Here is a 21,910-nt window from a genome sequence, read left to right as displayed (position 1 = left end):
CCCCTTATCCCAACCAGGTGCCGTCAAGGGCGCCTGACTTTTTCATCTGGTACCAGGAGCTGGCCACTGTTCCGGCGCTACCAAGTAATGATGATGCGCCAGCTCCCCAAGGGCTTATCGCATCGGCGCTGGACCGCAATGTATTGGCCTGCAGTTCATAGTTGATAGCTTGGCTGCGGTATCCCCAGGCGCTTTGTATCGCGTTGGTCTCGATAGTGTTCTTGTCGATGTCCTTCATGATGTCGGTTGAGGCCTGAAGCTCGGCGGCACTTCCAACACCAAGATCAACACCATTGGCGGCAATCCTGGCTCGCTGAGCGCCTTTGAGCTGTCCAGCCTTGAGCGTCAATGCGCCAACTTGTTTCTGTCCTTGATTGATAGCAGATTGCGCAGTGCGCTCTGCAAGTCTGGCATTGGTTTCCGCAAGGATGGCCTGCGTGTCGAGATTGGATTGCTGTGTTTTTGCGCTGAAAAAACTACCGATGCCAGATGCTGCTGCACCTCCGGCTTGCAGTCCCAAAGAGGACATTGCTAATTGAGCTGTGGAAAATCCCATGGGATATCGTCCAATCTGTGGTTGATGATTGAACGATACCCACTGGTTACAGAGATACGCGCACTATCCCATTGTCACTTCTGCAGTCAGGGAGACAACGGTCAATGGCAATGGGTCGCTTTGTCGAATCATGATTTGTCCACCTTCATTCCAAGACGGCGATAATGTAATGGAAACCTCGGCGCTTTTCAGGGCAGGTGGACTGCCCCATGGCTCATTTGTACGCTGCTTGTATTCTGTCAATGAATTTTCGTCAGGGCCTGCAAATACGCCCGAAGAATTAATCACCCGCAGCCAGACCTTGTTGATGTTCTTGATGTGCCCTTGCCCGAAGCTGCCATCCTGCAGCTGGACAGTCAAAGGTAGTGTCTTGAAGTCACTCTCAATGGGCAATCCGATATGCACAATACTGGCTTCGACATCCAAAGTAATACTGCCGCCAGTGACTACGCGCTGAGGATGTACCGCGCCATCCGCGAGGATATTGACTGTCTTGCCTTCTATGTAATCAAGGCCTGAGATGACATCAGAAGGGGGGCCGGAATAAGTCGAGCCGCAGTCAACGAAGAAAGCGTCTTGCTTATCGGTAAACAGACGCGAATGCAGCCGCTCAATATACCGCACAGACTGACCATTGATTTCACGCCGAATGACACAATACAAGACATCCTCACCGCCTTCCGCTACCGCTGCGCAAGACTCGAATATGCCGTCCGTATCATGCTGATGCCAGGCGCCAACTTGCTGCTCTGGAACATATGTGAGGCCAAGCAATTTTCCAGAGGATGACACAAACCACATGATCGGTTGCGGGGCCTTGGCGTAGGCCATATCAAGTATTTCATAATTGTCGAACAGGTGAGATGACCGCAATGAGAGATCGCCAGTGACAAAGCCGTTTGCCTGCCAGTTATAAGCCAGCTCTCGCACATGACCACCACGTGCGGCGCCGTATATCAACGTATTGTTGATGATAGATGGCTGGACATTGGATGCCCCAACGTAGGACTGTGGGCTGACGCTGATTGTGCTGGGTGTAATGGCATCGGAGTTAACTGATCCTACTCGCCATTCTGCAGATGAAGTCAGCAGAAGAAGCTGAGTCATTGGGACAATATGCCGGATGGTATTTGCTTCCCTTGCCGCTACGCGAAAGGAGATTCGATCATCATCGCGCACCGGCAGGGAGTAAGACATGTTCGCCTCAGTTCCGGATTTCGTCATCCATATGTTCTGGGGCTTATTCGCAGATCCAGCGAAGCATCTGCGCTGTTCAAAATATGAGACTGCGCCTGGATAGTCATCACCACCCAGCACAGCATCACCGAATACAGCGCCGGAACCACCTGCTGCATTTGACCAGGTGATCACTGGCGATGAGTAGTCTTGTCCAGGATTGACAACATTTACACCCACAACTTCATTGCTGCTGTTAATGATGGGAACAAGTAATGCACCACTGCCTGTCGTATCGGTGACCTCAAGGGCAGGGGTATTCGTGGGTATATCCTCTATATAAGCGATGCATGATGCGCCGGAGCCAGAACCTACGGCATCTGAGAAAGTGAATGTTGGGTTGGTGTACCCGGAACCAGGCGTAAGGACTTTTACGCTAAAAATCGGAGAGCCAAACCCTGATGAGGTAGCTTGGAATGTAGCGCCAGTGCCAGTGGGATCGGAAACGGTAAGCACCGGCGACCGGTAATTGTTACCTTTGTTTGTCATGGTGATTTTGGTTATGCCGCCACCTTTTATCTCCGTGCCGTAACCGCTACCGCCGTCCAATACAGGTACCGACTCAATCCCACCCGCAGCAAATGTGGGGTCATAAATTGGTGGCGTTTTACTCATGTCTGGAGCGATATTGTCATCGACGATGCTGTTACCATTGGTCTGACCTATATATCCGTAGATGCCACCTTGCAGCTTGTACACATTGTATGATGTCGCACCAGATACAGCATCCCACGAGACCGTCACGGTCGCTCCAGTCTCGAATAAATTACCCTCGACGCTAGCTTCTACAGACTGTTTCGACTCTCCTGTACCGTAAGTATCCAGAGCAGTGACAACGTAGTAATACGTATATTTGTCCTCGGTACTTCCGGTTTCCACTGCAAGGACATTCTGTGGTGGCTGAATGGACGGGTTAAAGTTGATTTCTTTCAGCTCCCATTGAGTAGCACCAAGGCGGCGCAATTCGCTGGGCGCGTACTCCTGGTGTGCAAGGGTTAATACATCAGCAGACTGAACATAGTGAATGTCAAACAGGTCTTTCTCTGCGTAAGGGCTGGCCAGCTCCAAGGGAGTGATGCCATCATCATCCATGATGGTTGCGCCATTGGTATGGAAACGGAAGTAACCTTCGCCCATTTCTATCACCATGGTCTGTGTGGAGGAGAAAGTAAACGGGATCAAGCGTACAGCCTTCGAGGAGTCCTTCACCTCACACACATAAGCAAAGCCTGGGCGATTCTCGGCGGGCCCTTGTGGCTTTATCACGAAGTTTCGGCACTTGGCTAATCCTGCTCTGTAACGTGCATCATCAATGCGACCGTACATCTCTGGACTGACTTCACCGCCACCGAATGAAATTTGCGGGATTTTATATGCCATTTAACGCCTCCCCAAGAAGTCACCACATTCAACCATTCCGCGAGCGGCCATCCAATCAGGGATATGCCGAATGTCCTTTTGCACTTGGTTGGCTTCGGATGTTCTTGCTTGCCCCAGAATCAGCATGAAAGACTGGTAGCATTTCTGCGCCATGGATGCACCTTCGGCGCCTTTGATAATTGGGCCGGCAAGATAAGATGCCAGGAGCCAGGCAAGGGCATCGGTGAACAGGGGAGGGAACTTTGTGGTATCAATTACGCGCTCTGTATAGCGTAGCGTTGCATCTTCCAGATCGGTGAGAATAATAGATGCCCCGCTGGCGCTACCTTCGGATTCAAAAGGAACACTGTCTTGATCGCTGGGGGCATGTTGAGGCAGGACAGCGAGCAGCCTGATCACGTTTGCAGGCTCTGCATAGGCGAATCTCCAGTTCCAGCTATTCACAGTCAATCGAGATAACAGCGTTCTGCGTTTCGAAAAATTCCAATCATGCACTTCCAGCATGGAGTCACGTGCGATTGGATAGAAGCGTTGGCAATGTTCAGCCTGCATTGATCCTTCTGGCGGATCGATACTGGCAATCGTGGCATCATCTCCAAGCCTGGCTAGTGCCAAATTGCAAATCTCTACTTCTGAGGCCATGGTGTACCCTCCTACAAAAACAGGGGCATGAGAGCCCCTGTGTTGAATTGCTGACTACTGGTTAAGCGCCAGTGTCTTTTTTGGTCTTGTCTGACTGGGCAGTGGATTGTTTTGGCTCATCAACTGGTGCAAACCATGACGCCTTCACTCCATCTTCAACTTCAAACGTTTCACCAGTACGGATGTACTGAGCTGGACTGCCGGGAGACTTGGGGTGGTACCCATTACTTAAAGCGATAACTTTCATGGCGCCTCCTTACGCTACAGTAAAGCCAGATGGACGAGCGATGTTGCGCTGCACATCCAAGCTGAGGTAAGCATCGAAGGTGCCACCAGTCAGCGCTGCAGTTGCCACACGGAAGGCCACACGAGTGTAACGCTTCAGGCCGACAGGCAAGGGCGCCTGCCACAAGGTGGCGCCAGCAGTTAAGCCTGCCAGGGCTACAGTTGGCCCAACCTGTGCATCACTGAATGTTGAGTTGTCATCCGAGTGCTGCAGCACCGGGGTGAGTGTTGCAGCACCACCAGAAGTAGCGGCATCACGGACACTGACGTTCAACCACAGTTCGCGCGCCAGGCCAATATCAGATGATGCTGCATTGCCTGCGTCATAAACATTGGAACTAGCAGTATCACCAGTGGCTGTAACAGCCTGTGCCGTTGCGAATTTGGCTTCTTTATCTAACATACCCATTTGCATTTCTCCTTTATACAACGCGTGCTTCGGTGGACAGGATCTGATCAACCGTCAGCACTGGAACACCTTGGAATAACAACTGACCACCGCTGATGCCTTGGCCTTGACCTGCTACGGAGCCGGGGGCTACGTGTCCGTATTGATCGAGGGCGGCGGCGAAGGAAAGAGCATTCTGCGATTTGTCCAACGCGCCAACAGACAACATTTCCTTGACTGTTCTGCTGGCCAAGAAAACAGGCCGACCCATACCCATACTTGGAATTCGCGCCATAGCCTTGATCATCAGTTTGTTGATCCAGGTGGCTGCAGTGATGGCTTGAGTGCCAGACTGTGCGATCAGATCGGAAACATCCACGTTGGCAATACGCACTGCATAACGCCAGTCTTTGACGTGCAGTCCGAATTTCCATTTCCAGAGCTCTGCCAGTGCACGGTACTTGTCACCGTTTTCATCCTCAGCATCAATTTCGCCCAAGTCTTTATGCTGCAAGCCAGCTTGAGAGCCTTTAGGATAGATGCCATGGATAGTTTCATCGCCCAGAACGAGCAACCAGATTGATGTGTTATCGGAGCCAGTACCGCCGGCGTCGATAATATTTGCACCAGCCTGAGCTGACTTGGAGTTATAACGAGGAGTTAGACCCATGATGCCTTCTGGCTCAATGGACGAATCGCCATAGATGAGTTGTTGCGCCCAAGTCTGATTGATGGATTCGACAAAAGCCACAGCTTCTGAGGCGCGATATTCATTGGCGTTACCGTTCAGTGCTGCAAGATCAACGTCAATCTCGCTGCGACCTTCTGCCATAGCGCAGACATCCTCAATGGTGGCGCGTCCAGACTTGCTGACTTTCACGCCCTTGTAGAAGCTGCGCAGGTAGACGGTTGGCAGGCCAGTACGTACTACGCCTTTGTGCCCGGTTGGCAAGTTGCCTTCCCGGTATGGAAGAAATGATAGAACTTCGTTGCTTTGTGCCAGAAGCTCCGCGACTTTTGCAACTTTGCCATCAGGGCCAAAAGATTTGGCCACATCGACAATGGTACTGTGGTTTTTTAAGGGTAGAGTTGCCATGTTTAATTTCCTTGTGGGTTATCGTAAAGGATTTCTGCAGTGGATTTCTGGGAGTGCGCAGCAGGTTTGCCAGCAACAAATCCATCCTCGCTGAACAACTTGCCGATGCGGACGAAAGTGCGGATGACCTCGGGATGATCACCAAGGCCGGACTCGTTCAACAGAGTGGTCAGTTCTGGCGATCCAACGTGCTTGATGCCACGTTGAGCAATGGCAAGGTTTTCGTTCAGCTTGTCGCCGCCGATTTCCTTGTCTGCCTTTACTGTCTCTACCCATGCAGCGCGAGCCTGTGAGAGTTGCTGCACTTGCTGTTGCTGGATGACAGGAGCCATCTTGTCGAGTACCTTCTGCGCATTGTCCTGGCTGAGGTTCAATTCTTTCGCTACCTCCGAAAATGCAGAGATAACGCCCTCATCGAATGCCTGGCCTTCCGGAGCCTTGAAGTCATATGACTCTGGTGCACCTTCTGGCTTGCCTTCCTCAGCTCCGGCAGCGGCTGCAGAATCTGCACCAGTGTCAGCTGGTTGCTGATCAGCAGCTTGCTGTTGGCCTTCTTGGTTCTGGGTTTGTTCAGTCCCTTGATCGGCCTGTGTTGATGCGTCCCCAGCCTGCGTGGAATTGTTGGCAGTGTCAGTCATCAGTGTTTCTGTCGTCATTTGTGTTTTCCTTGACCATGACGGAATAAGATTCCGGGCACAGCGCATGGATTTTTGCGATGAGAGACAATCCGAGATTGCGGTTTCCCTCGTTAAAGGCCATCGTCATTGAGTTGGCGTTAAAGCTGAGTCGAAAAACACCACACCTCTCAAGCCATCCCCACACGATCCTGCGGCCTCGCTTACTTTCCATGAGCCACTTAAAATCAGCGACCTCCTGATCAACAGCCACCTTGCGTTTACGCTCGGCGGTTTCCTCTATCTTCTGCTGTCCGTTGATGTCATTAGGGTCGTAATCATTCATAGGGGCTACTCTAAAACCGAGGCGAATAGATACGCGCACCCCCTGTTAGGTGTAGCCGGAGAGTGCTCGTGTAATGTCAGTCAATGCGTTGTCGTCGTCTGTGCCTGCACTAGCCAACTTCTGTGCTGTATCAGCGCCTTGGTTCAGCATTGCCGCCTGTTGCATTTGCTGCTGTTGCTGTGCGCGTTGTTCACGTATCAATGCGACTTGTTCACCTGGTACAATCAGCTCGGGGTCTACGCCCAGCATGTCCGCATAAGCATCTGCCCATTTGTCGGCATCAAACTTGTCGAGCACCTCGGGCTTCATGCCTGCCACCACGCCGATGCTGCTGACATAACGATCTACGGCATTTGTTGCAATCGCACGCTGAGCCTGGGCAAGCATGCCGATATACTCGACATTCAACTCGCGTCCTTGCAGTTCTTCCGGAGGCGGAGGAATCAGGTTGTTTTCCACCAGGTTTGAAAATGTGACATCAATCAGAGGGTCGAGAATTTCATTGCCGATGCGCTCAGTGACTGGGCCTAGCATCAGCATCTTTTCTTCGTGACGCTCCGCAACCTCGGTGGCTGTCATTTGTGGGTTTTGACTGCTGGCCAGCATCAGAAACAAGTCAACATAAAAGCAGCTGTTAATGCGTTGCCGAACGTCCTGGATATCAGCAAGCAAGTGAGAAAGATCGAGATTAACTTCGAAGGCGGAGCGGATACCGCCATTAGGATTTGCTGGGTCAACGTAGCTGACACCACCAGGCAAGGTGTTGATTGTCTGGTTGACCATGGAAGTGGGGACTTGCAATGGAGGCTTGGTCTTGTAATCGATGCCCTGAGCCTTGCGGAGCTGCTCGTGATACAGCTGTTTGATATCGCCAAGAGCTTCCATGCCTGGGCTATTGCCGTAGATGTCTCCACCCGTGGCCAGCCAGCGAGGGGAAAGGGCAGGAAGGTTGCGGAATCCACTCTCACTTAGCACTTTGCTGCTATCTCCACCAAGTTCGAAATAGACAGACTGCCAAGGCATGTTCTTGGCATCACGTCTGCCATGTTCGCGATCCATGCGTGGTTCGATGGCATGGATTACAGGTACCCATGCATCATAGTTGTGAGTGTCGTAAAGTCTTTGCACGGCGGTGCTGCAGTTATCTTTGCCGAACTGACGCACCATCTGAATTGCTGTCATCTGGAATTCACGGTACAGAGTATCTACGTCACCGCGATAATCCGTTGCGATTGCAAATTCGCCGATGGTCAGAGGGTAGTGATGGATGATCGAGTCATAGTCCGATAGCACGATGTTTGAACTTGTGCCGAATGCTCCCAGCTCCTCATACATCGAGTGCAGCGCACGATAGGTATTGGACTTGGCAAACACCATCTGCATCATGCGCGTGACTTCTGCCAGCCATATCTTGACGTTGTTCGACTCGTCCAACTGAGGGTCGAGTGTAGTTAACCGGAACCATGGACGGGCAGGGCTGGTAAGGCCGGCCATCATGCCTGCGCCCAACACGCGCAACGCCCTGGTAGTCGTGCTGTCCAGGATCTGATTGTGTTTCTTTTCGCCTCGGTTTTTGTCGGTTACAAAAAATCGACCGTTGCGTGGCAGCAGGTTGTCACTGATCTCCTGCCAATGATACATCCAGCTTGAGCGCTCGTTTTTAAGCGCTCCCCATCTGGATATCATTTGCTGACGTTGTGTAAGTTCAGCCATGTGTTAACCACCAAGCAGCGTGTTCTTGCCCAAACTCAGCGCCGAATTATCGACGCCTTGAGATCCGGTCAACATCGTGCCAGAGACACCACCACGAGCGGCTTGCTGTGCGGCGCTCAGTGAAGCCAGTGGATTAGCACTTTTCTGGTTTGCACGATTAGTTGCTTCGTCGGCTGCTTTTTCTTGACGAGCCGCTGCAGCAGCTGCCTCACGGCGTGACGCTCTGGCTTCCGATGCTTGGGAACTACCGTTGACAAGAGAAAGGGCAGAAGCGATAGATGTGATTGCGGATATTGCGTCAGACATGACTGTCTCCTGAGTTTGAAAATGACTTGAAGAAAACCCGGTTTGTCAGATTGAATCCCTTACGCTCAATCAGTCTGTCCAAAACACCATTCAGCGGAGCGCTGACGTAAAAGCCTATGGCGCCAAGTTCCCTGGCTTTTTGTTCAGCAATTGCCATGAGTTTCAGCCCCGCACCTGTATGACGATGAGATTTAGAAACGAAGTAGGATTCAGTGGAGGCTAGAAGCTTGCCAAAATGCGGGTAGATGCTGGCAATCATCACAAGGAAGCCGATCAGATGGTCGCCGTCGAAGGCTGCGAATATGTGCAGCAGTCCAGCGCTTTCCATTGTTCTGTAACTGTCATAGTGGACTATGGGGGCGCCAAGGTCCGGAATAGCAGCCTCTGATGCGTACTCGGAGAATAGCTCCCCAAGATTCGGAGTCGCGAGCATTTCCGCTACAGTGCATTGCCTGATTGTGATTTTGTCCATGCCAGCAAGATAAATCCATGCCTGGCAGATACGCGCACCGTTACGCGTAAGGGTCGTAGTCGCGAGGCTGTTGGTTGTCTATCCCGAGTTCGCGAGCCAGCCTTTCCTGACGCGTCAGTTGCTGAACCGGATAAGCAAACGATAGCGCCAGGGCATCTGCGCGGTTCGGTGAAGGGATGCCGCGCGCTTTCATTTCCTTCTTGGATTCAATCTGCAGCTTTCCATCGAGGCGCGGCACAATCTCTGGTGCCTGCAACTCATCACGCAACACCGGATCATCCGGGATGGCACCGCCTTCTTTCAGCCAATCCCGAATGGCTTTCCACATCTCAGCGCGTTTGTTGATGCAGCCGATATCCCCTGACTGACCAGCAAACCATACCATCACCCAATTGCGCCGCATTCCACGCCCAGCTGAGACAATGCCAGTACCGAATCCGCCATCGATAAACACCGCATCAGCCTTGTGTTCATCCTCGTACCGCGCCACGATCTGTGCGACTACCAGGTCGTTATCGTTCTTCGCCATCTTGTGCAGTATCTGAAACATCAGCCCCTGGCGCATACCAATCACCAGCTCATCATCACCTTCCCATGCCGGATCAACCGTGATGATAACGGGTGCAAAGCGGTACTGGCTTGCCTGCAGCTGTTTGCCATACGCCTCTGTTACATCGTTCTCGCTGATGAACTGACGTGAGGACATGCTCGGAAACATGCCGCGAACACGCACCTTCACGAAGTCACTGTCAAGGCCGTAATCCTCAACCCACTTTGCAATCTGCTCCTTGTTCGTACCTTCCACGTCACGACTGTCGATCTGTTTTGCCAGCCATCGATGACGGTAGCGGCGGAAGCATTCGCGGAAGCGTCCCACGTTTCGAGTGGGATTCCCAAACGCAATCCAGATGATCTCTGTGCCTTCATCTGTCAGCGCGCCCTCGGCGACCTCCCAGACTTTGTCCGAGATTGCGGATGCCTCATCGAATACCAGCACGATGCGCTTGCCCTTGTTGTGCAGGCCGGCGAAAGCCTCGGTATTGTGTTCGCTCCATGGCACGAAGTCTGCGCGCCAGTTCTTAGTGTGTTTGGTGTCGCGTGATGCAACGCTGGTTGCATTGACATCGAACCAGTTTGACGTGATTGAGAGACGTTGCCACTTGCCAACCTCTGGTGATGTCTTGGTGCGCAGCTGAGTGTCAGTATTGGCTGTGATCACCACCTTGCAATCCTCACAGGTGCTTAAAGCCCAGTTCACTACCATGCCGATGAAAGCTGATTTCCCGATACCGTGGCCTGATGCCCGAGCAATCATGATCGGGTTGAATCTCGTAGCAGGATTGCGCAATGCCTGGCCTACCTCGTCCAGCGCCTCGCGTTGCCATGAGCGCGGGCCGGAATAGTCTGCCAGCTCACCGTGACCCCAGTCGTAAGCCATCATTGCCCAGCGCAGCGGATCCTTATCGCAGGATGCAGCGAGGTCGATAATCTCGGCATCAAGATCACTCATCGACATTGCTGCGGTCCCGTGCGCGCGCCAGTCGGTCTGCTAGATTGGCGGTGAAATTCAGGTCTAGTCGATCTTTGAAAATCCCAAAGTGACGCCCAAGCAATTCCAGGTTCTTCACCTTGTCCGGCCATTTGATTTTCTTCAACACACCAATGACAACACGATCTTTCCCGGCACCTTCGACCATCTCGGCCAGATCAAATCCACTGAGATACTGACGCCATACTTTAGGCCAATCGTGGATTGGTTTGAGTTGCATATCAGGCGTCATGATGTCCAGAGCATCCATGTTGTCGATCTCAATCAAGCGATTGACCACGTAGTCGGCATCAACCTCAACACGCTCGACGCGCTCTGTCTTCAACTTCTCAATCTCGGCTTGAATGTCAAGTTTGGTCAACAGCTGAGAAGCAATCTGTTTTGCTGTTCTATCGCTATACCCGGCATCAATCGCGGCGCGGGTTGCGTTGAAATCCTTGATGTATTCTTTGCAAAACATTTTCTGCTTGATGTTTAACATCTCACACCTCAACCTTCTTGTGCTTCGCTGCAAACTGGCAGCGCTTATGTCCCTTGATAAAATCCCTGATAGTGCTTTTTGGAATTTCCATTTTTCGTGCAATCTCCAAGTAACTCATTCCCGAATCTCGTAACTGGAAAACCATGCCAACTTCCGTGTTTGAGTATTTTGCGTTGTGATGATCTTCTCCGATTCGGTACCCATGTTCATTCACCGCTATCAGCCTGGTCATGATTCACCTCCACCTGAAAATACTTTGGCCACTCTCGCTTGACTCGCTCAATGGCTTTATCAACCGCAATGCGCCTACTCAGCCCCCCCGGGGTGCTTGTTCTTGCAGCTTCTTTCAGAATTTCCTGAGCCGCATGAGGTAAAGCCGGCTTGTGGTTCATAGCAACACCTCCTGCACTCTGGCCGGCGCCATCTCCCGAATCACGATTTCCACTCGGGCATCACCATCGGGTTCCATACGCTCAAGCACAATTCGCCGGTGCTTCTTGTCGTCAACCCAGGCGATGCCGTTAAGCGCATCCGATAGCACCTTCTCGCAATTCCCGAGATCGATGCACTGCACCGTATCGTCCCAGGTTTCCGGATCCAGTCGCATGCGCTTTGCAGCATCGAGGGGGCGCTTCGGATAGAGCTTGATCGTTAGCTCAATACGCCCCGTGAAAGGCTTGCGAATACCCGCCTCTTTGCACATCCATGCCACAGTCCGCTTGTAATCCTTGGCTTCCTGGCTGAGGGTTGTGACCGGGGCCTTGAAGCCCTTGGGCATGAAAGTTCTCCAGTAGCGATTGCTGGAAACAGGGTAGGGCAGAGTCAAGCTGATCATTGCGCCCCCCATCCCAGTTGCTCCCGCAGTTTCGCGTAATTGGCGTGATGCTCCGCCTTGCGCTCCGGTGTCGCTTTCGGCTTCGGCAGAAGCAACTGAGCCTGTCCGAAAACCACAGGCTTGCGGTACTCCCTGCAGCGTAGCCTGAACTCGTCGCAGCTTGGCGGAAAGTCGTAATCGAACCCCAAGCCATAGGCGATCTGGTCTGGAGTCATCCCTCCCAGCTGCTTGGCCCATGTCCGCATCGCAGTCTCAACGCCCATGTCCCTGGGGTGGTCCTGACCTTGAACCGTGATCAGCTTTCCAGTCGCGAATTTGTTCAAAAACGCATTGCCAAATCTCCCGTGTAGCACCGTGAAAACCTTGCGTACCACGTTCATCGGCATGTCATGTGAGTTGTGCATATTCGCCTCCTGATTGCTCGTCCTGGATTGGGTCGTGAAGTGAATTGGCGGCTATCTCCGCTCGGGTTCTTCGGTCTGGCGGTGAACGTCCAGATTGCCGCTCCTGCGTGGATTTCAGCGATTTCACGAAAGCGTGATCCCACTCGTTCTGCGATCGCTGGATGTTCTGCCGGGTGTACCAGTACGTCCTGAATTCCTTCAGGCTGCTGTTCGAGGTGTTGGGCGTAATGCTGACCCCGGACATCTTGCACAGCGTTTCAAGCTGATTGCTCGGTACCCAGTCGGGATGCATGGAAAATTTTTCGTAGTCAACAGGGGGAGGGGGCGGATTTGAAGTTTCCCTGGTGATAGTCTCACTAACCTCTCCTACTTCCTCTCCACTCCCTTCCTCTCCATTCCTATTCCCCTCCTCTCCATTCCTATTCCCCTCCTCTCCATTCCTCTCCGGGGGTAATCGTTCGTCGAACGTTCGACGAGTGGCAATTGATTTCTCGTCAAAAGGAGGGTGTTTTACGGTAGGACGATCTATCTTCTGATGTTTTTTCCAGCCTGTAACGTGGTAGAAATCCTTATTTTCTGCGGTGTACAGGACTATCAATTCATTCGCTACCAATTCGTCGAGCAATAGCTGAACGTTCGTCGAGGTAATATCGTCCGAAGGGAAGATTTCAGCCTTGAGAGTTTTTGCACTAGCGGTGTGATTTCCTGCGTCATCACAAAAGTTCCACATCCCGATGAATAACAATCGAGCCATCGGCGAGCATTCGATGATCTGTTCTGATGTCCAAAACTCTGGTTTTATTGAGCGGATTCTTGCCATGTTATTTCCCCTCCAGGACGGAGTAATATCGGTGTTTCATAATGTCCCCATAGTTGAACCGGACACATACGTGCGAGGGGAGGGCGTTAATGCGCGTCTCTCCATAGCGGGTGGTCGGTGATCAATCAAAAAAACTCTTGCGGCTCCATGTAGCGCACCGTAGGTGGTGACGCCGGGAGGTATCCCTTGCTTCATACTGGCGCCGTTGCGGATAGCTTCTGCGCCCAGCCTTGAGCTCTGCAAGCGCACCTGCCTGGAGTAACTGGGGTCGCGCTTCAACCCCATGCGATACGCTTTGCTTTGGATCGAGCCTGGGCTGTGCCTTGTAATGTGCCTGGCTATCTCATGCAGGGGAGTGTTGGGCCATGCCTGGATCAGGTAGCTGAGTTCTTCATCAGTCCAGGGGATGCGGTTGCCTGAATGTGTGTGGAAGTCGGGATTACTCATCACCACTCTGTCCTTGCTGGCTCTTCAATCGTTTTGCTTCCGCAATGACCGCATTCATGGCATCGGCTCCCTGAGCATCCCGGAGTTTCCGTAGCCACGCCTTGGCATCTGCTTTTGAGATCATGTTGATGTGCTTCGCCTGGCACTGGGTGCACGACATGTTGAATGTGTGTGGTTTTGTGCATTGCGGGCATGTCACGCGACCCTCCTGATCAGCAGGTCATCATGCTTGTGACACGCCCGGAACAACGCCGCTGCGACCAATGGCGATACTGAATTACCGCACATCTTTACTTGAGCGCTCTTGCTGAACTTTCTGCCGTCATGACCGTGGGTGATGATGTAGCTTTTCGGAAAACCCTGGGCCGAATAAAGCTCATGCGGCTCCAACATGCGCAGGGTGATGTCAACAATCACATATGGTTCGCCCTGGTAATACACAGTGACCAGCGCCAGGCGGTCTTTCGTTGTGATTGTCGGCGCCGGTTCGTCCAGGCTGCTTATGTTGTCTGTGCCGTAGTAGCTCATCAGGAAAGCCGAAACACGCAATGCGCGGGCTTCGTCCTCTTTTGAGAGGTGGCATTCCACTAAACCATGGTGGCCACCACCGCAGGTCATGGTTTTAACGGGCTTATTGATATCGGCTCCGTCCATGTTGTTACGCATGGTTACCATGCTGGCGGCCACCAAACCAAGAGAATGTGCAGCACCAGCTGGTCTTTTTGAATTTCCACCGGCTGTAATTGTTGGCAATGGATCAGCGAGATCAGCTCCCACATTGTCGAACTTCATTCGAGCCAGATATGCCGCTGCCAGTGCCTGACCGTTGCTGGTAGTGATTGCGCCAATCGGTTCTTCAGCTGATTTCGTGCCACTTCCCCAGCGTTGCCCCTTACCTGGTTGCCCTTCGCCATGTCCTGCTTGCACCATCACCGGAGATACAACCGTAAATTCCCCACCTTTGGCGGTTGTGATAGTGGGCAACGGGTCCTCCATCGATCGCACGCCGCCGCCATTGCTTTGCGTGATCTGCACCATGATAGGATTGGCTACACCGAATTCCCGGCGTGTAGTCATGGTTCGCAGGGGTTCGTTGATATCAAAAATGCAGGAGCCGTTCGCCTTCGTGTTGCTGGTCTGGATGATGAAAGGCTCAGGGTTGTCCAGCACAAACCGCTTGATGCCCTTGGCAATACGGCGCATGGTCGCTTCCGCCAGAGGCTTTTTCCGGTCGAAGATCGTTTTGCCGGGAATGCTCCAGTCGATATGCTCATGAGCTGCGCTCCACTTCTTCTGTCCCTTTGCAGGCTTTTTGAAATGCGTTGCTTCCGGGAATTCCACTGGCAGGCCATCGCATCGGGCGATCATGTATAACCGCTCTCGTGTCGTTCCAGCGCCATAGACGCAAGCCTTGCTTGCCTCGATCTTGACTTCGTACCCCATGCCTTCCAGCACGGAGACAAAGCGCCGCCAGGTCTTGCCTTTTTGTTTCGGGTCTGGCACCAGGTACTGAAACTCACGCGGAACACGCTCACCTGGCTCAGCAACACTTCCGTCCAGTTTCACAACGCGCCTTGTCATCTTGCAGCGCTTAGCTACCAGCGGTCCCCATTGGAGCATCTGCACCACGTTTTCCAGAGAGATGACATCCGGCTTAACTTGGCCTGCCCAGCGGTTGACCACCCAGGCCAAAGCCCGGCGCTTTTCGTTGCGCGGCTGTCCACCTGCCGCCTGGCTGTGGTGTGTGCAATCTGGCGATGCGTGCAGATGCCCCACCGCTCGCCCCTGCGTCACTGTGCGAGGGTCAACCTCAAACACGTCCGCGATGAAATGGCGCGTATCAGGGTGATTAACCCTGTGCATGCTCAGTGCGTCATCGTTGTGGTTGATGGCAATATCCGGGTTGCGACCAGAAGCCAGCCGAACACCCTCCGAGAACCCACCGCCCCCGGCAAAAAGATCAATGATCAGCTTTTGATGGATATCGAGGTTTTGCTGTAAATGATGAGTTCGCATCACTTATCACTCCCCGGTAAATCCGAAATAAACGCTATGAACATGACGACAACAATCAGCATCAGTAGGCCGATGGCTAGTTGGATGGGGGTCATTTGATCTCTCGCTCTCTGCGTATGGGGTAGACTTTCGCACGGCCTTTCCCAGTGTTTTTCCGTACGCGCTTAGCAATTGCTTCACTCAATAATTTGCTGGCGGCTTCGTCCACGGTGAACCCATTCATATCTGCATACGCCTGCACAATTGCCAGCTCTTTTTCCGACAAAGGCAAAGACAGGCCCTTTTCAGTCACTTTTGAGGTCCCTCTCAGGCCACGGATAGGGACTTTTCGTGGACTTCATTACCACCACGACCTTGCATAGAATTCATTCCACCAAAGAGAACATGCCGCGCTTGTTCCAATAGCATCTCTCGACACATGGGCGCGGCTTCTTCTCCGGTGTAGTTCACCAACGCTTCAATCAATTGAGCTTCAGAGGCGTTCAGGCGAATCTTCACCACCTTGTCTCTAATTTTTGAAGGGTCTGAATACATGGCTTTACTTTCTAATCAATGTTTGAAAAAGGTGGCAGCTTGCCTTGGTGATACGATTGAGTTTCCACACACAACCAAACACCAAGGAAGCCACCATGACAATGTGTCCACACTGCTCATCACTTATTTCTCACGTGGTAATCGAGGGAATCGACGGAAAAGTGCTCGGAGGAAAAACTTTCCGATGCATTTCCTACTCATGCCCGATTTGCAAAAAAGCGATAAACGTGGAGATGGATCCAATTGCTCTACGGGCCAAGGATCCGTTGCGGAAGTAATTTCGTGACACCCGCATACATCCGGAGGAGTAGAGGGATCCATCCCACACACCGGATGGTGTGCGCTATATATGCGATCAATTCTTGGCGATAGCTTGTGAGGTCTCATGAGATAGCCTTTGCTAAGCAGCAGAAATGGCTAATTTCTTAGCTCGCTCATACTCAAGAAAATCAATTGCAGTAACTTTGCTGCTAACTGCAGACTCAATGGCGTCCCAGTACTTGGATGGCACGCTATCTCTGCTTTTCCACATGGATACCGTGGTTTGATTTTCCCCAATAGCTGCAGCCAGGCTGGAAACACCACTACAGATATCTATGGCGCGAAGTAATGGATTTTGAATATTTGACATTGCATTCCCTATAACCACGTTATGTGATTAATTAAATCACGAAACGTGGATGTGTGGCAACACATTAAGTGATAAAAATCAAACTATGGAAATTAAAGAAAAAATTAAGTACTACAGAAAGCAAGCCAAGATCAGTCAGGAGTTGCTGGCAGAGCGGTGTGGATGGACTTCTCAAACAAGAATATCCAACTACGAGAAGGGCATAAGGGTGCCTGTGCTGTCGGACTTGAGGAAAATTGCTGCAGCCCTTGGATATCCATTAACCGTTTTTGTGGATGAAAACGTTGAGGCTGGGCCAGATTTTAAAGGGAAGGTTCCATTGATTAGCTGGGTTCAAGCGGGGAGGTGGGAGGAGATTGTTGATAATTTCCAACCCGGGGATGCGGAAGACTGGCTTCAATGTCCAGTAGGACATAGTCCGGCAACATTCGTCTTGCGTGTGAGGGGGGATTCAATGTTCAACCCACATGGCAGACATTCGTTTGCCAATGGAGATTTAATATTCGTTGATCCAGACAGGACTGCTGAGAATGGAAGTTTGGTGGTGATTAGGCTTGATGACAGCAAAGAAGCAACATTTAAGATGCTGATGATTGAGGAAGGTAGGAAATATATCAAGCCTTTGAACCCTGATTGGCCAGACAAAATAATGGAAATAAATGAGGATGCCAGCATTTGTGGAGTTGTCATTTTTCAGGGTAAGAAAATATAAATTCTATTTTTTGGGGGGTGATTATGGAAAAGAATGAATATTTGATTAGAAATGTATTCCGCGTTGCTTTGCTCTTTAGCTTGTGGTGGATTGGCTATGAAATAAAGAATGAAATTCCTTCGACTTGGGGCGTTGAGCAAGAGATAAGAGGGGTGGCTATTGAAGTTGGAGACCTAAAATATAGGTTAGATAATATAAATAACTCAATAATAATGAACCATTAATGAAATTTAATTAATATTCTCGGGGAGAAGAGATGATTGACCAAGAACAAAAACAAAAGGAAGTATGCGGCGTAATAATGCCAATTTCTGAAATTGACGGCTGCAATTCGAGTCATTGGCTCGATGTCAAAGATATTATATATGATGCTATAAGAGACTCTGGATTTGAACCTAATCTAGTTAGCGATGCTACTGATGTAGGGTTGATTCAAAAGCGGATTGTTCAGAATCTTTATGAAAATCCTATAGTTGTTTGTGATGTTAGCGGGAAAAATCCAAATGTTATGTTTGAGTTGGGTATGAGGCTAGCATTTGATAAACCAACGATCATTATAAAAGATGATAAAACATCTTACTCATTCGATACCGCTGGCATTGAACATCTTGAATATCCAAGAGACTTAAGATTCGCCAAGATTACTGATTTTAAAGAAAAGCTTTCTGAGAAAATACAAGCTACTTATAGCAAGTCAGAATCTAATGATGGATATACAACTTTTCTTAAGAACTTTGGTGAATTCAAAGTTGCAAAAATAGATCAAAAAGAAGTGCCTATCCAAGACTATATTCTTGAAGAATTGCAAAGTATTAGGGCTGCTATATCTAAATCGGATAAATCGAGAATGTTTAGAGGTAGTTATTATCCAATTATGAAAGTGGTGCCTATTACATTTGATGTATCAAATGAATCAAATATGGTGAGGGCTAGGATTTTATCCTGGGCTATATCGCATCCTGATGTTGATGATGCTTTATTGGAGAATGATGGAATTATTACTGTATTGCTGAGAAGTAATTCAAGTGTTTCACCGGAAAGTTTCAGCATTTTGTTTAAGAATATGATAATTACATTACGTACTATTAATTTTGCAAAAGGCTCTTCTTTTAATGAAAAAGGAAAGGATAAGAAAGAATAGCTTTGAGTCGATAGATTTTAATTGCATTATGAGAATAAAGGCACTGAAATTAATATTATATCTATTGATATTTTTTTCTTTCTCCTCCTACGCCGCCACCCTCACCGGCAAAGTCATTCGCGTATCCGATGGAGATACCATCGTTGTGCTTGAAGGCATCACACAACACAAGATCAGGCTTGTGGGCATAGATGCGCCAGAGAAGAAGCAAGCATTCGGCAATAAATCAAAAGAAACCCTGGCTGATGCAGTCGCAGGAAAAACCGTGGATGTGGACTACAACAAGCGCGATCGATACAAGCGGATCATCGGAAAGGTGATCTACCGAGGCCAAGACATGAACTTGCGCCAGGTGCAGATGGGCATGGCCTGGCATTACAAACAGTACGAGCGCGAGCAGGATGTAGAAGATAGATCACGGTATGCGCAAGCTGAGTATCTGGCGCAGCGGGATAGGGCGGGGCTGTGGAGTGATAAGGCTCCGGTGCCGCCCTGGGAGTTTAGAAAGAAGCCATTAGAGAAATAGGTTTTTTGGGGAGGCAATATGAAAGCACCTGGTGAAGAATTAATTATTCGGATGTGGGATACCATTACAAGGGATTGCATTGGTGGTCTTCTCAAACCATGGCAAACCAGGCGAATGGGCAAAGCCAACACCGATGTTTTGATTGATGAAAAACGAGAATTAGCCCAACTAGAAAAAGATTTGAAAACTATCCAGTCACCATGTTTGTTGACGGATAGCTCCGGCAGTGATGTTCAGCAAGAGAAAATAGAACCAACTTTGGATTTGGTGAAGTTTGAACAAATGTCGAACAATCTGGCTTTGCAAAGAAATCTAAAAGAGGAAATCAATATTTCAAAAGCAATTTTGATTGCTGAAGAGAAGTTAAGCCAAAGTACGAGTGAGGCTAACGACAAGGAAGTTGAGTCAGACTGGATGTACTCCTGGAGGGAAAAGACAAAAGGCATCTCATCTGAAGAAATGCAGCGGCTATGGGGGAATGTATTGGCGGGGGAAATAGTCAGGCCAGGTACATATTCATTGCGAACATTGGAGTTACTGAAGAATATTAGTAAAGATGAGGCCGAAGTTATAGTTCAAATGGCACCTTTCGTTTTTGATAATTCTATATTGCAAGGGTGTGATGACACGCTAAAAGAATTTGGCTTAGATACCGACAAACTATTACTTCTTCAAGAGATCGGGGTTCTCGTTGGTGTTGATTCTATAGGGCTGACCATTAATTATGGTTCTCGGGATGAGAATAAATTTGTTAATGGTATGAAGTTTGGCAACAAGTTTATTGTTGTTCGCGACTCTGATCCTAAAAAAACTTTAACTTTGAGTGTTATCTCTTTGACTAGGCAGGGGATTGAAATAATGAGCTTGTGTGAGTTTGAAGAAAATGTGAAAGCAATGGATGATTTAGCGAGAAGAGTCAAAGAAAAAGGATTTCAGGTTTATATTGCAGAAAAAGTAACTCATCCGAATGGTCGAGTAACACTTAAAAATGAAACCCCATATGTTTTCAGTAATTGAATTTTTTTGATGCCAGGATAGTCCCGTGAGTGATATTGATGATTTAAAAAAGTTGGTTTTGTCTCAACAGAATAGCATTGATAAGATTATTGGTCAGAATATGGCATTACGCACAGCGTTGCTTGCCCTGATAGCATCCCACCCAGACCAAGAAAGATTTACGGCCATATTCTCCCAAATGCGAGAAATCTCAATCGCAAAATCACTCTACGTTTCTGCGCAAGATGCCTCACTCTCCGAGGCCGAGCTTTGGTTGGACGTATTTTCTCAACGAGCGCCGGGTCCACAATAAGGCTCGGATCAATTCCAAGCAAGTGCTCATATTCATTCATCATGACCTCCGATAAAAAATACATGGTGCTGTGTACCCTTGTTCGCGCCAATAAAACCGTAGGTATCTTCGCGGTCGAGTTGGAGTTTCAGGACGGTAAACCTTTTGCTGTGTTCGAAGGGCCGGATCAACCGATTCTGGTCTCATTAAACCCGCAATACCTGCACCAGACTCAAGGTTGGCAAGAAACGACTCATATGTATGAGGTGCCAATCCAAGACCCGCGAGAATATCATTGAACATCATCCACACCTCTGGCCCATGGCCTAGATAGACCACACTGCTACGTTTTATATTTGCGCTCATCTTCGCTAGCTGCGGTTTAATCATTTTCTGAAAAGCTGGTCGCAGAAGAGTGGTTGCGCAACATAGAGCGCCTGCGAGCTGAATCTTCTTTAGCTAAAACTTGGAATCTCGCTTCAGAAGCTAATGCTATAGCTCTAGAAGCCAACGCCCTAGCATCTGGCGCTAATACTCTTGCTTCAGAAGCCAATGTCACCGCCCTGGAGGCCAACTCTTTTGCTCGGGAGGAAGCCTCTGTTGCCCGCAAAGCCTTATTGCATGCACGGATTGCAAATATATTGGCGATAATTCCAATTATCGCAACAGTAAGTAACATCATCTTCCGATAGTCAGTCAGCAGCTCAATCAGTAGCCCGTTCATTTCATCCTTCCCCAGCCCTCACCCGAGGGCTTTTTGTTGTCTGCAGGGTATGCGCTGGTCTGAGTTTAACAGTAAATATCACACATTCTGAAAAAATATCACGGTATGTGTTGACAATAATAATCACGTTGTGTGATTATTTGGGTGTCGAATAAATCACACACCGAGACCCCCATGAACCTAAATCAAGCAATCGCAAGACAAGACACAGCCGGGTACAACCACTGCAAAGGTTATAGCGCGAGTGAGGAATCCCGCATGAATTCCCGCCTGGACTATCACACGCTGGACGTTGAGGCCGAGATTCTGAAAGACCCAAGAATGGTGGCTCGGGCTATGGAGTTGTTCGACCACAGCGATGCCTTTCACTTTGATTCACTGATCTCCAACTTGATGAGCGTACGCGGTGACAACCTAGTTATTGCGCGAGAAGCCATCGCAGAGTTTCTGCGCAGCAAACTCAAGTCATACATCAGCGACATGGTGCAGAAGAGGGTGGATGCGGAAATGGAGGGGGAATAGTAATGACTACAACCACGGGAGGAGTAGCAATGATTCAGATCAAGCATAGATTTACGGGCGCTGTCTTGTGTGAGTTCGAAACAGGAACATTGCAAGAAGCTGTCGTTAAAGCTGTCAGCAGCGGTGCCGACCTGCGCGGTGCCAACCTGTACGGTGCCGACCTGTACGGTGCCGACCTGCGCGGTGCCGACCTGTACGGTGCCGACCTGCGCGGTGCCGACCTGTACGGTGCCGACCTGCGCGGTG

Annotated in this window: 33 protein-coding genes; 9 read left to right on the top strand and 24 right to left on the bottom strand. The window is 50.0% G+C overall.

The features are described 5' to 3' along the window. Positions 1–4: 4 nt before the first annotated feature. The 23 genes from CHB59_RS03840 to CHB59_RS11630 form a co-directional block, all read right to left on the bottom strand. Positions 5–529, bottom strand: a complete 525-nt coding sequence (locus CHB59_RS03840) for a hypothetical protein (protein WP_089374927.1) — start codon at positions 527–529, stop codon at positions 5–7. Between the two features lie 90 nt (positions 530–619). Continuing rightward, a complete protein-coding gene (locus tag CHB59_RS03835) occupies positions 620–3,172 on the bottom strand; it encodes a phage tail protein (protein ID WP_089374926.1) in 2,553 nt (850 codons plus the stop codon). Then, positions 3,173–3,814, bottom strand: coding sequence for a phage connector family protein (locus CHB59_RS03830; protein ID WP_089374925.1), 642 nt, complete (start codon positions 3,812–3,814; stop codon positions 3,173–3,175). A 61-nt stretch (positions 3,815–3,875) separates the two neighbouring features. Further along, a complete protein-coding gene (locus CHB59_RS03825; protein WP_089374924.1) occupies positions 3,876–4,061 on the bottom strand; it encodes a hypothetical protein in 186 nt (61 codons plus the stop codon). A 9-nt stretch (positions 4,062–4,070) separates the two neighbouring features. Beyond that, positions 4,071–4,508: a Bbp16 family capsid cement protein gene (locus tag CHB59_RS03820; protein ID WP_089374923.1), complete on the bottom strand. Its 438-nt coding sequence runs from the start codon at positions 4,506–4,508 to the stop codon at positions 4,071–4,073. 13 nt (positions 4,509–4,521) lie between these two features. Next, positions 4,522–5,583: a major capsid protein gene (locus CHB59_RS03815; RefSeq protein ID WP_089374922.1), complete on the bottom strand. Its 1,062-nt coding sequence runs from the start codon at positions 5,581–5,583 to the stop codon at positions 4,522–4,524. Between the two features lie 2 nt (positions 5,584–5,585). Beyond that, a complete protein-coding gene (locus CHB59_RS03810) occupies positions 5,586–6,239 on the bottom strand; it encodes a hypothetical protein (RefSeq protein WP_089374921.1) in 654 nt (217 codons plus the stop codon). Further along, a complete protein-coding gene (locus tag CHB59_RS03805; protein WP_089374920.1) occupies positions 6,214–6,543 on the bottom strand; it encodes a Bbp19 family protein in 330 nt (109 codons plus the stop codon). Before CHB59_RS03805 ends, CHB59_RS03810 begins: the two co-directional genes overlap by 26 nt. Positions 6,544–6,588: 45 nt before the next feature. After that, positions 6,589–8,256 carry a portal protein gene (locus tag CHB59_RS03800; RefSeq protein ID WP_089374919.1) on the bottom strand — a complete coding sequence of 556 codons (1,668 nt, stop codon included), beginning with the start codon at positions 8,254–8,256 and terminating at the stop codon, positions 6,589–6,591. 3 nt (positions 8,257–8,259) lie between these two features. Then, positions 8,260–8,562 carry a hypothetical protein gene (locus tag CHB59_RS03795; RefSeq protein ID WP_089374918.1) on the bottom strand — a complete coding sequence of 101 codons (303 nt, stop codon included), beginning with the start codon at positions 8,560–8,562 and terminating at the stop codon, positions 8,260–8,262. Then, positions 8,555–9,034, bottom strand: a complete 480-nt coding sequence (locus CHB59_RS03790) for a GNAT family N-acetyltransferase (RefSeq protein WP_089374917.1) — start codon at positions 9,032–9,034, stop codon at positions 8,555–8,557. The genes CHB59_RS03795 and CHB59_RS03790 overlap by 8 nt, the downstream gene beginning before the upstream one ends. A gap of 40 nt (positions 9,035–9,074) precedes the next feature. Further along, the gene (locus tag CHB59_RS03785; RefSeq protein WP_218816205.1) at positions 9,075–10,544 is read right to left on the bottom strand and encodes a terminase; all 1,470 of its coding nucleotides are present in this window, start codon (positions 10,542–10,544) and stop codon (positions 9,075–9,077) included. Continuing rightward, positions 10,537–11,064 (bottom strand): terminase small subunit, encoded by a 528-nt coding sequence (locus tag CHB59_RS03780; protein ID WP_089375128.1) that lies wholly within the window; start codon positions 11,062–11,064, stop codon positions 10,537–10,539. Before CHB59_RS03780 ends, CHB59_RS03785 begins: the two co-directional genes overlap by 8 nt. A 206-nt stretch (positions 11,065–11,270) precedes the next feature. Beyond that, positions 11,271–11,456, bottom strand: a complete 186-nt coding sequence (locus CHB59_RS03770; RefSeq protein WP_089374915.1) for a hypothetical protein — start codon at positions 11,454–11,456, stop codon at positions 11,271–11,273. Further along, complete coding sequence (locus CHB59_RS03765) at positions 11,453–11,899, bottom strand: RusA family crossover junction endodeoxyribonuclease (RefSeq protein WP_089374914.1); 447 nt, start codon at positions 11,897–11,899, stop codon at positions 11,453–11,455. The genes CHB59_RS03770 and CHB59_RS03765 overlap by 4 nt, the downstream gene beginning before the upstream one ends. Next, a complete protein-coding gene (locus tag CHB59_RS03760; protein WP_143738685.1) occupies positions 11,896–12,252 on the bottom strand; it encodes a hypothetical protein in 357 nt (118 codons plus the stop codon). Before CHB59_RS03760 ends, CHB59_RS03765 begins: the two co-directional genes overlap by 4 nt. Before the next feature lie 34 nt (positions 12,253–12,286). Further along, the gene (locus CHB59_RS11705) at positions 12,287–13,123 is read right to left on the bottom strand and encodes a DnaT-like ssDNA-binding domain-containing protein (protein ID WP_179212065.1); all 837 of its coding nucleotides are present in this window, start codon (positions 13,121–13,123) and stop codon (positions 12,287–12,289) included. Between the two features lie 36 nt (positions 13,124–13,159). Further along, on the bottom strand, positions 13,160–13,570 hold the full coding sequence (locus CHB59_RS03750; protein ID WP_089374912.1) for an SANT/Myb-like DNA-binding domain-containing protein: 411 nt from the start codon (positions 13,568–13,570) through the stop codon (positions 13,160–13,162). After that, positions 13,563–13,694, bottom strand: a complete 132-nt coding sequence (locus CHB59_RS11855; RefSeq protein WP_281252010.1) for a hypothetical protein — start codon at positions 13,692–13,694, stop codon at positions 13,563–13,565. The genes CHB59_RS03750 and CHB59_RS11855 overlap by 8 nt, the downstream gene beginning before the upstream one ends. Before the next feature lie 71 nt (positions 13,695–13,765). Continuing rightward, positions 13,766–15,586 carry a DNA cytosine methyltransferase gene (locus CHB59_RS03745; RefSeq protein ID WP_089374911.1) on the bottom strand — a complete coding sequence of 607 codons (1,821 nt, stop codon included), beginning with the start codon at positions 15,584–15,586 and terminating at the stop codon, positions 13,766–13,768. A gap of 91 nt (positions 15,587–15,677) precedes the next feature. Further along, the gene (locus CHB59_RS03740; RefSeq protein ID WP_089374910.1) at positions 15,678–15,878 is read right to left on the bottom strand and encodes a hypothetical protein; all 201 of its coding nucleotides are present in this window, start codon (positions 15,876–15,878) and stop codon (positions 15,678–15,680) included. A gap of 14 nt (positions 15,879–15,892) precedes the next feature. Then, positions 15,893–16,120 (bottom strand): hypothetical protein, encoded by a 228-nt coding sequence (locus tag CHB59_RS03735; protein ID WP_089374909.1) that lies wholly within the window; start codon positions 16,118–16,120, stop codon positions 15,893–15,895. A gap of 400 nt (positions 16,121–16,520) precedes the next feature. Next, positions 16,521–16,751: a YdaS family helix-turn-helix protein gene (locus CHB59_RS11630; protein WP_143738684.1), complete on the bottom strand. Its 231-nt coding sequence runs from the start codon at positions 16,749–16,751 to the stop codon at positions 16,521–16,523. 85 nt (positions 16,752–16,836) lie between these two features. Here CHB59_RS11630 and CHB59_RS03730 point away from each other — a divergent pair, with 85 nt between their 5' ends. Genes CHB59_RS03730 through CHB59_RS03700 form a run of 7 tightly spaced genes read left to right on the top strand, consistent with a single transcriptional unit; the run spans position 16,837 to position 20,717 of the window. Continuing rightward, positions 16,837–17,463 (top strand): LexA family protein, encoded by a 627-nt coding sequence (locus tag CHB59_RS03730; protein WP_218816204.1) that lies wholly within the window; start codon positions 16,837–16,839, stop codon positions 17,461–17,463. Between the two features lie 23 nt (positions 17,464–17,486). Continuing rightward, a complete protein-coding gene (locus CHB59_RS03725) occupies positions 17,487–17,687 on the top strand; it encodes a hypothetical protein (protein WP_143738683.1) in 201 nt (66 codons plus the stop codon). A gap of 32 nt (positions 17,688–17,719) precedes the next feature. Beyond that, positions 17,720–18,604: a hypothetical protein gene (locus CHB59_RS11695; protein WP_179212064.1), complete on the top strand. Its 885-nt coding sequence runs from the start codon at positions 17,720–17,722 to the stop codon at positions 18,602–18,604. Continuing rightward, entirely contained in the window at positions 18,576–19,130 is a 555-nt protein-coding gene (locus CHB59_RS03715; RefSeq protein WP_245835026.1) for a thermonuclease family protein, read from the top strand. Before CHB59_RS11695 ends, CHB59_RS03715 begins: the two co-directional genes overlap by 29 nt. An 18-nt stretch (positions 19,131–19,148) precedes the next feature. Continuing rightward, on the top strand, positions 19,149–20,147 hold the full coding sequence (locus tag CHB59_RS03710) for a DUF2806 domain-containing protein (protein WP_089374907.1): 999 nt from the start codon (positions 19,149–19,151) through the stop codon (positions 20,145–20,147). Between the two features lie 25 nt (positions 20,148–20,172). Then, positions 20,173–20,439 carry a hypothetical protein gene (locus tag CHB59_RS03705; RefSeq protein ID WP_089374906.1) on the top strand — a complete coding sequence of 89 codons (267 nt, stop codon included), beginning with the start codon at positions 20,173–20,175 and terminating at the stop codon, positions 20,437–20,439. Between the two features lie 41 nt (positions 20,440–20,480). Continuing rightward, entirely contained in the window at positions 20,481–20,717 is a 237-nt protein-coding gene (locus CHB59_RS03700) for a hypothetical protein (protein WP_089374905.1), read from the top strand. Positions 20,718–20,800: 83 nt separating this feature from the next. On the opposite strand, the gene CHB59_RS03695 is transcribed toward CHB59_RS03700, so the two are convergent. Further along, on the bottom strand, positions 20,801–21,142 hold the full coding sequence (locus CHB59_RS03695; RefSeq protein WP_089374904.1) for a hypothetical protein: 342 nt from the start codon (positions 21,140–21,142) through the stop codon (positions 20,801–20,803). Positions 21,143–21,400: 258 nt separating this feature from the next. Between CHB59_RS03695 and CHB59_RS03690 the strand changes: the two genes are divergently transcribed. Together CHB59_RS03690 and CHB59_RS03685 are read left to right on the top strand one after the other, a co-directional pair. Beyond that, positions 21,401–21,664 (top strand): hypothetical protein, encoded by a 264-nt coding sequence (locus tag CHB59_RS03690; protein WP_089374903.1) that lies wholly within the window; start codon positions 21,401–21,403, stop codon positions 21,662–21,664. Positions 21,665–21,693: 29 nt separating this feature from the next. Beyond that, positions 21,694–21,910: pentapeptide repeat-containing protein (locus tag CHB59_RS03685; protein WP_143738682.1), on the top strand; the 217-nt coding region annotated here is incomplete at its 3' end.

Origin of the sequence: Methylobacillus rhizosphaerae, assembly GCF_900187985.1 — a bacterium.
Classification (GTDB): Bacteria; Pseudomonadota; Gammaproteobacteria; order Burkholderiales; family Methylophilaceae; genus Methylobacillus; species Methylobacillus rhizosphaerae.
The sequence above is the reverse complement of the archived record's forward strand: the minus strand, read 5'-3'. Positions and strand labels throughout refer to the sequence as shown.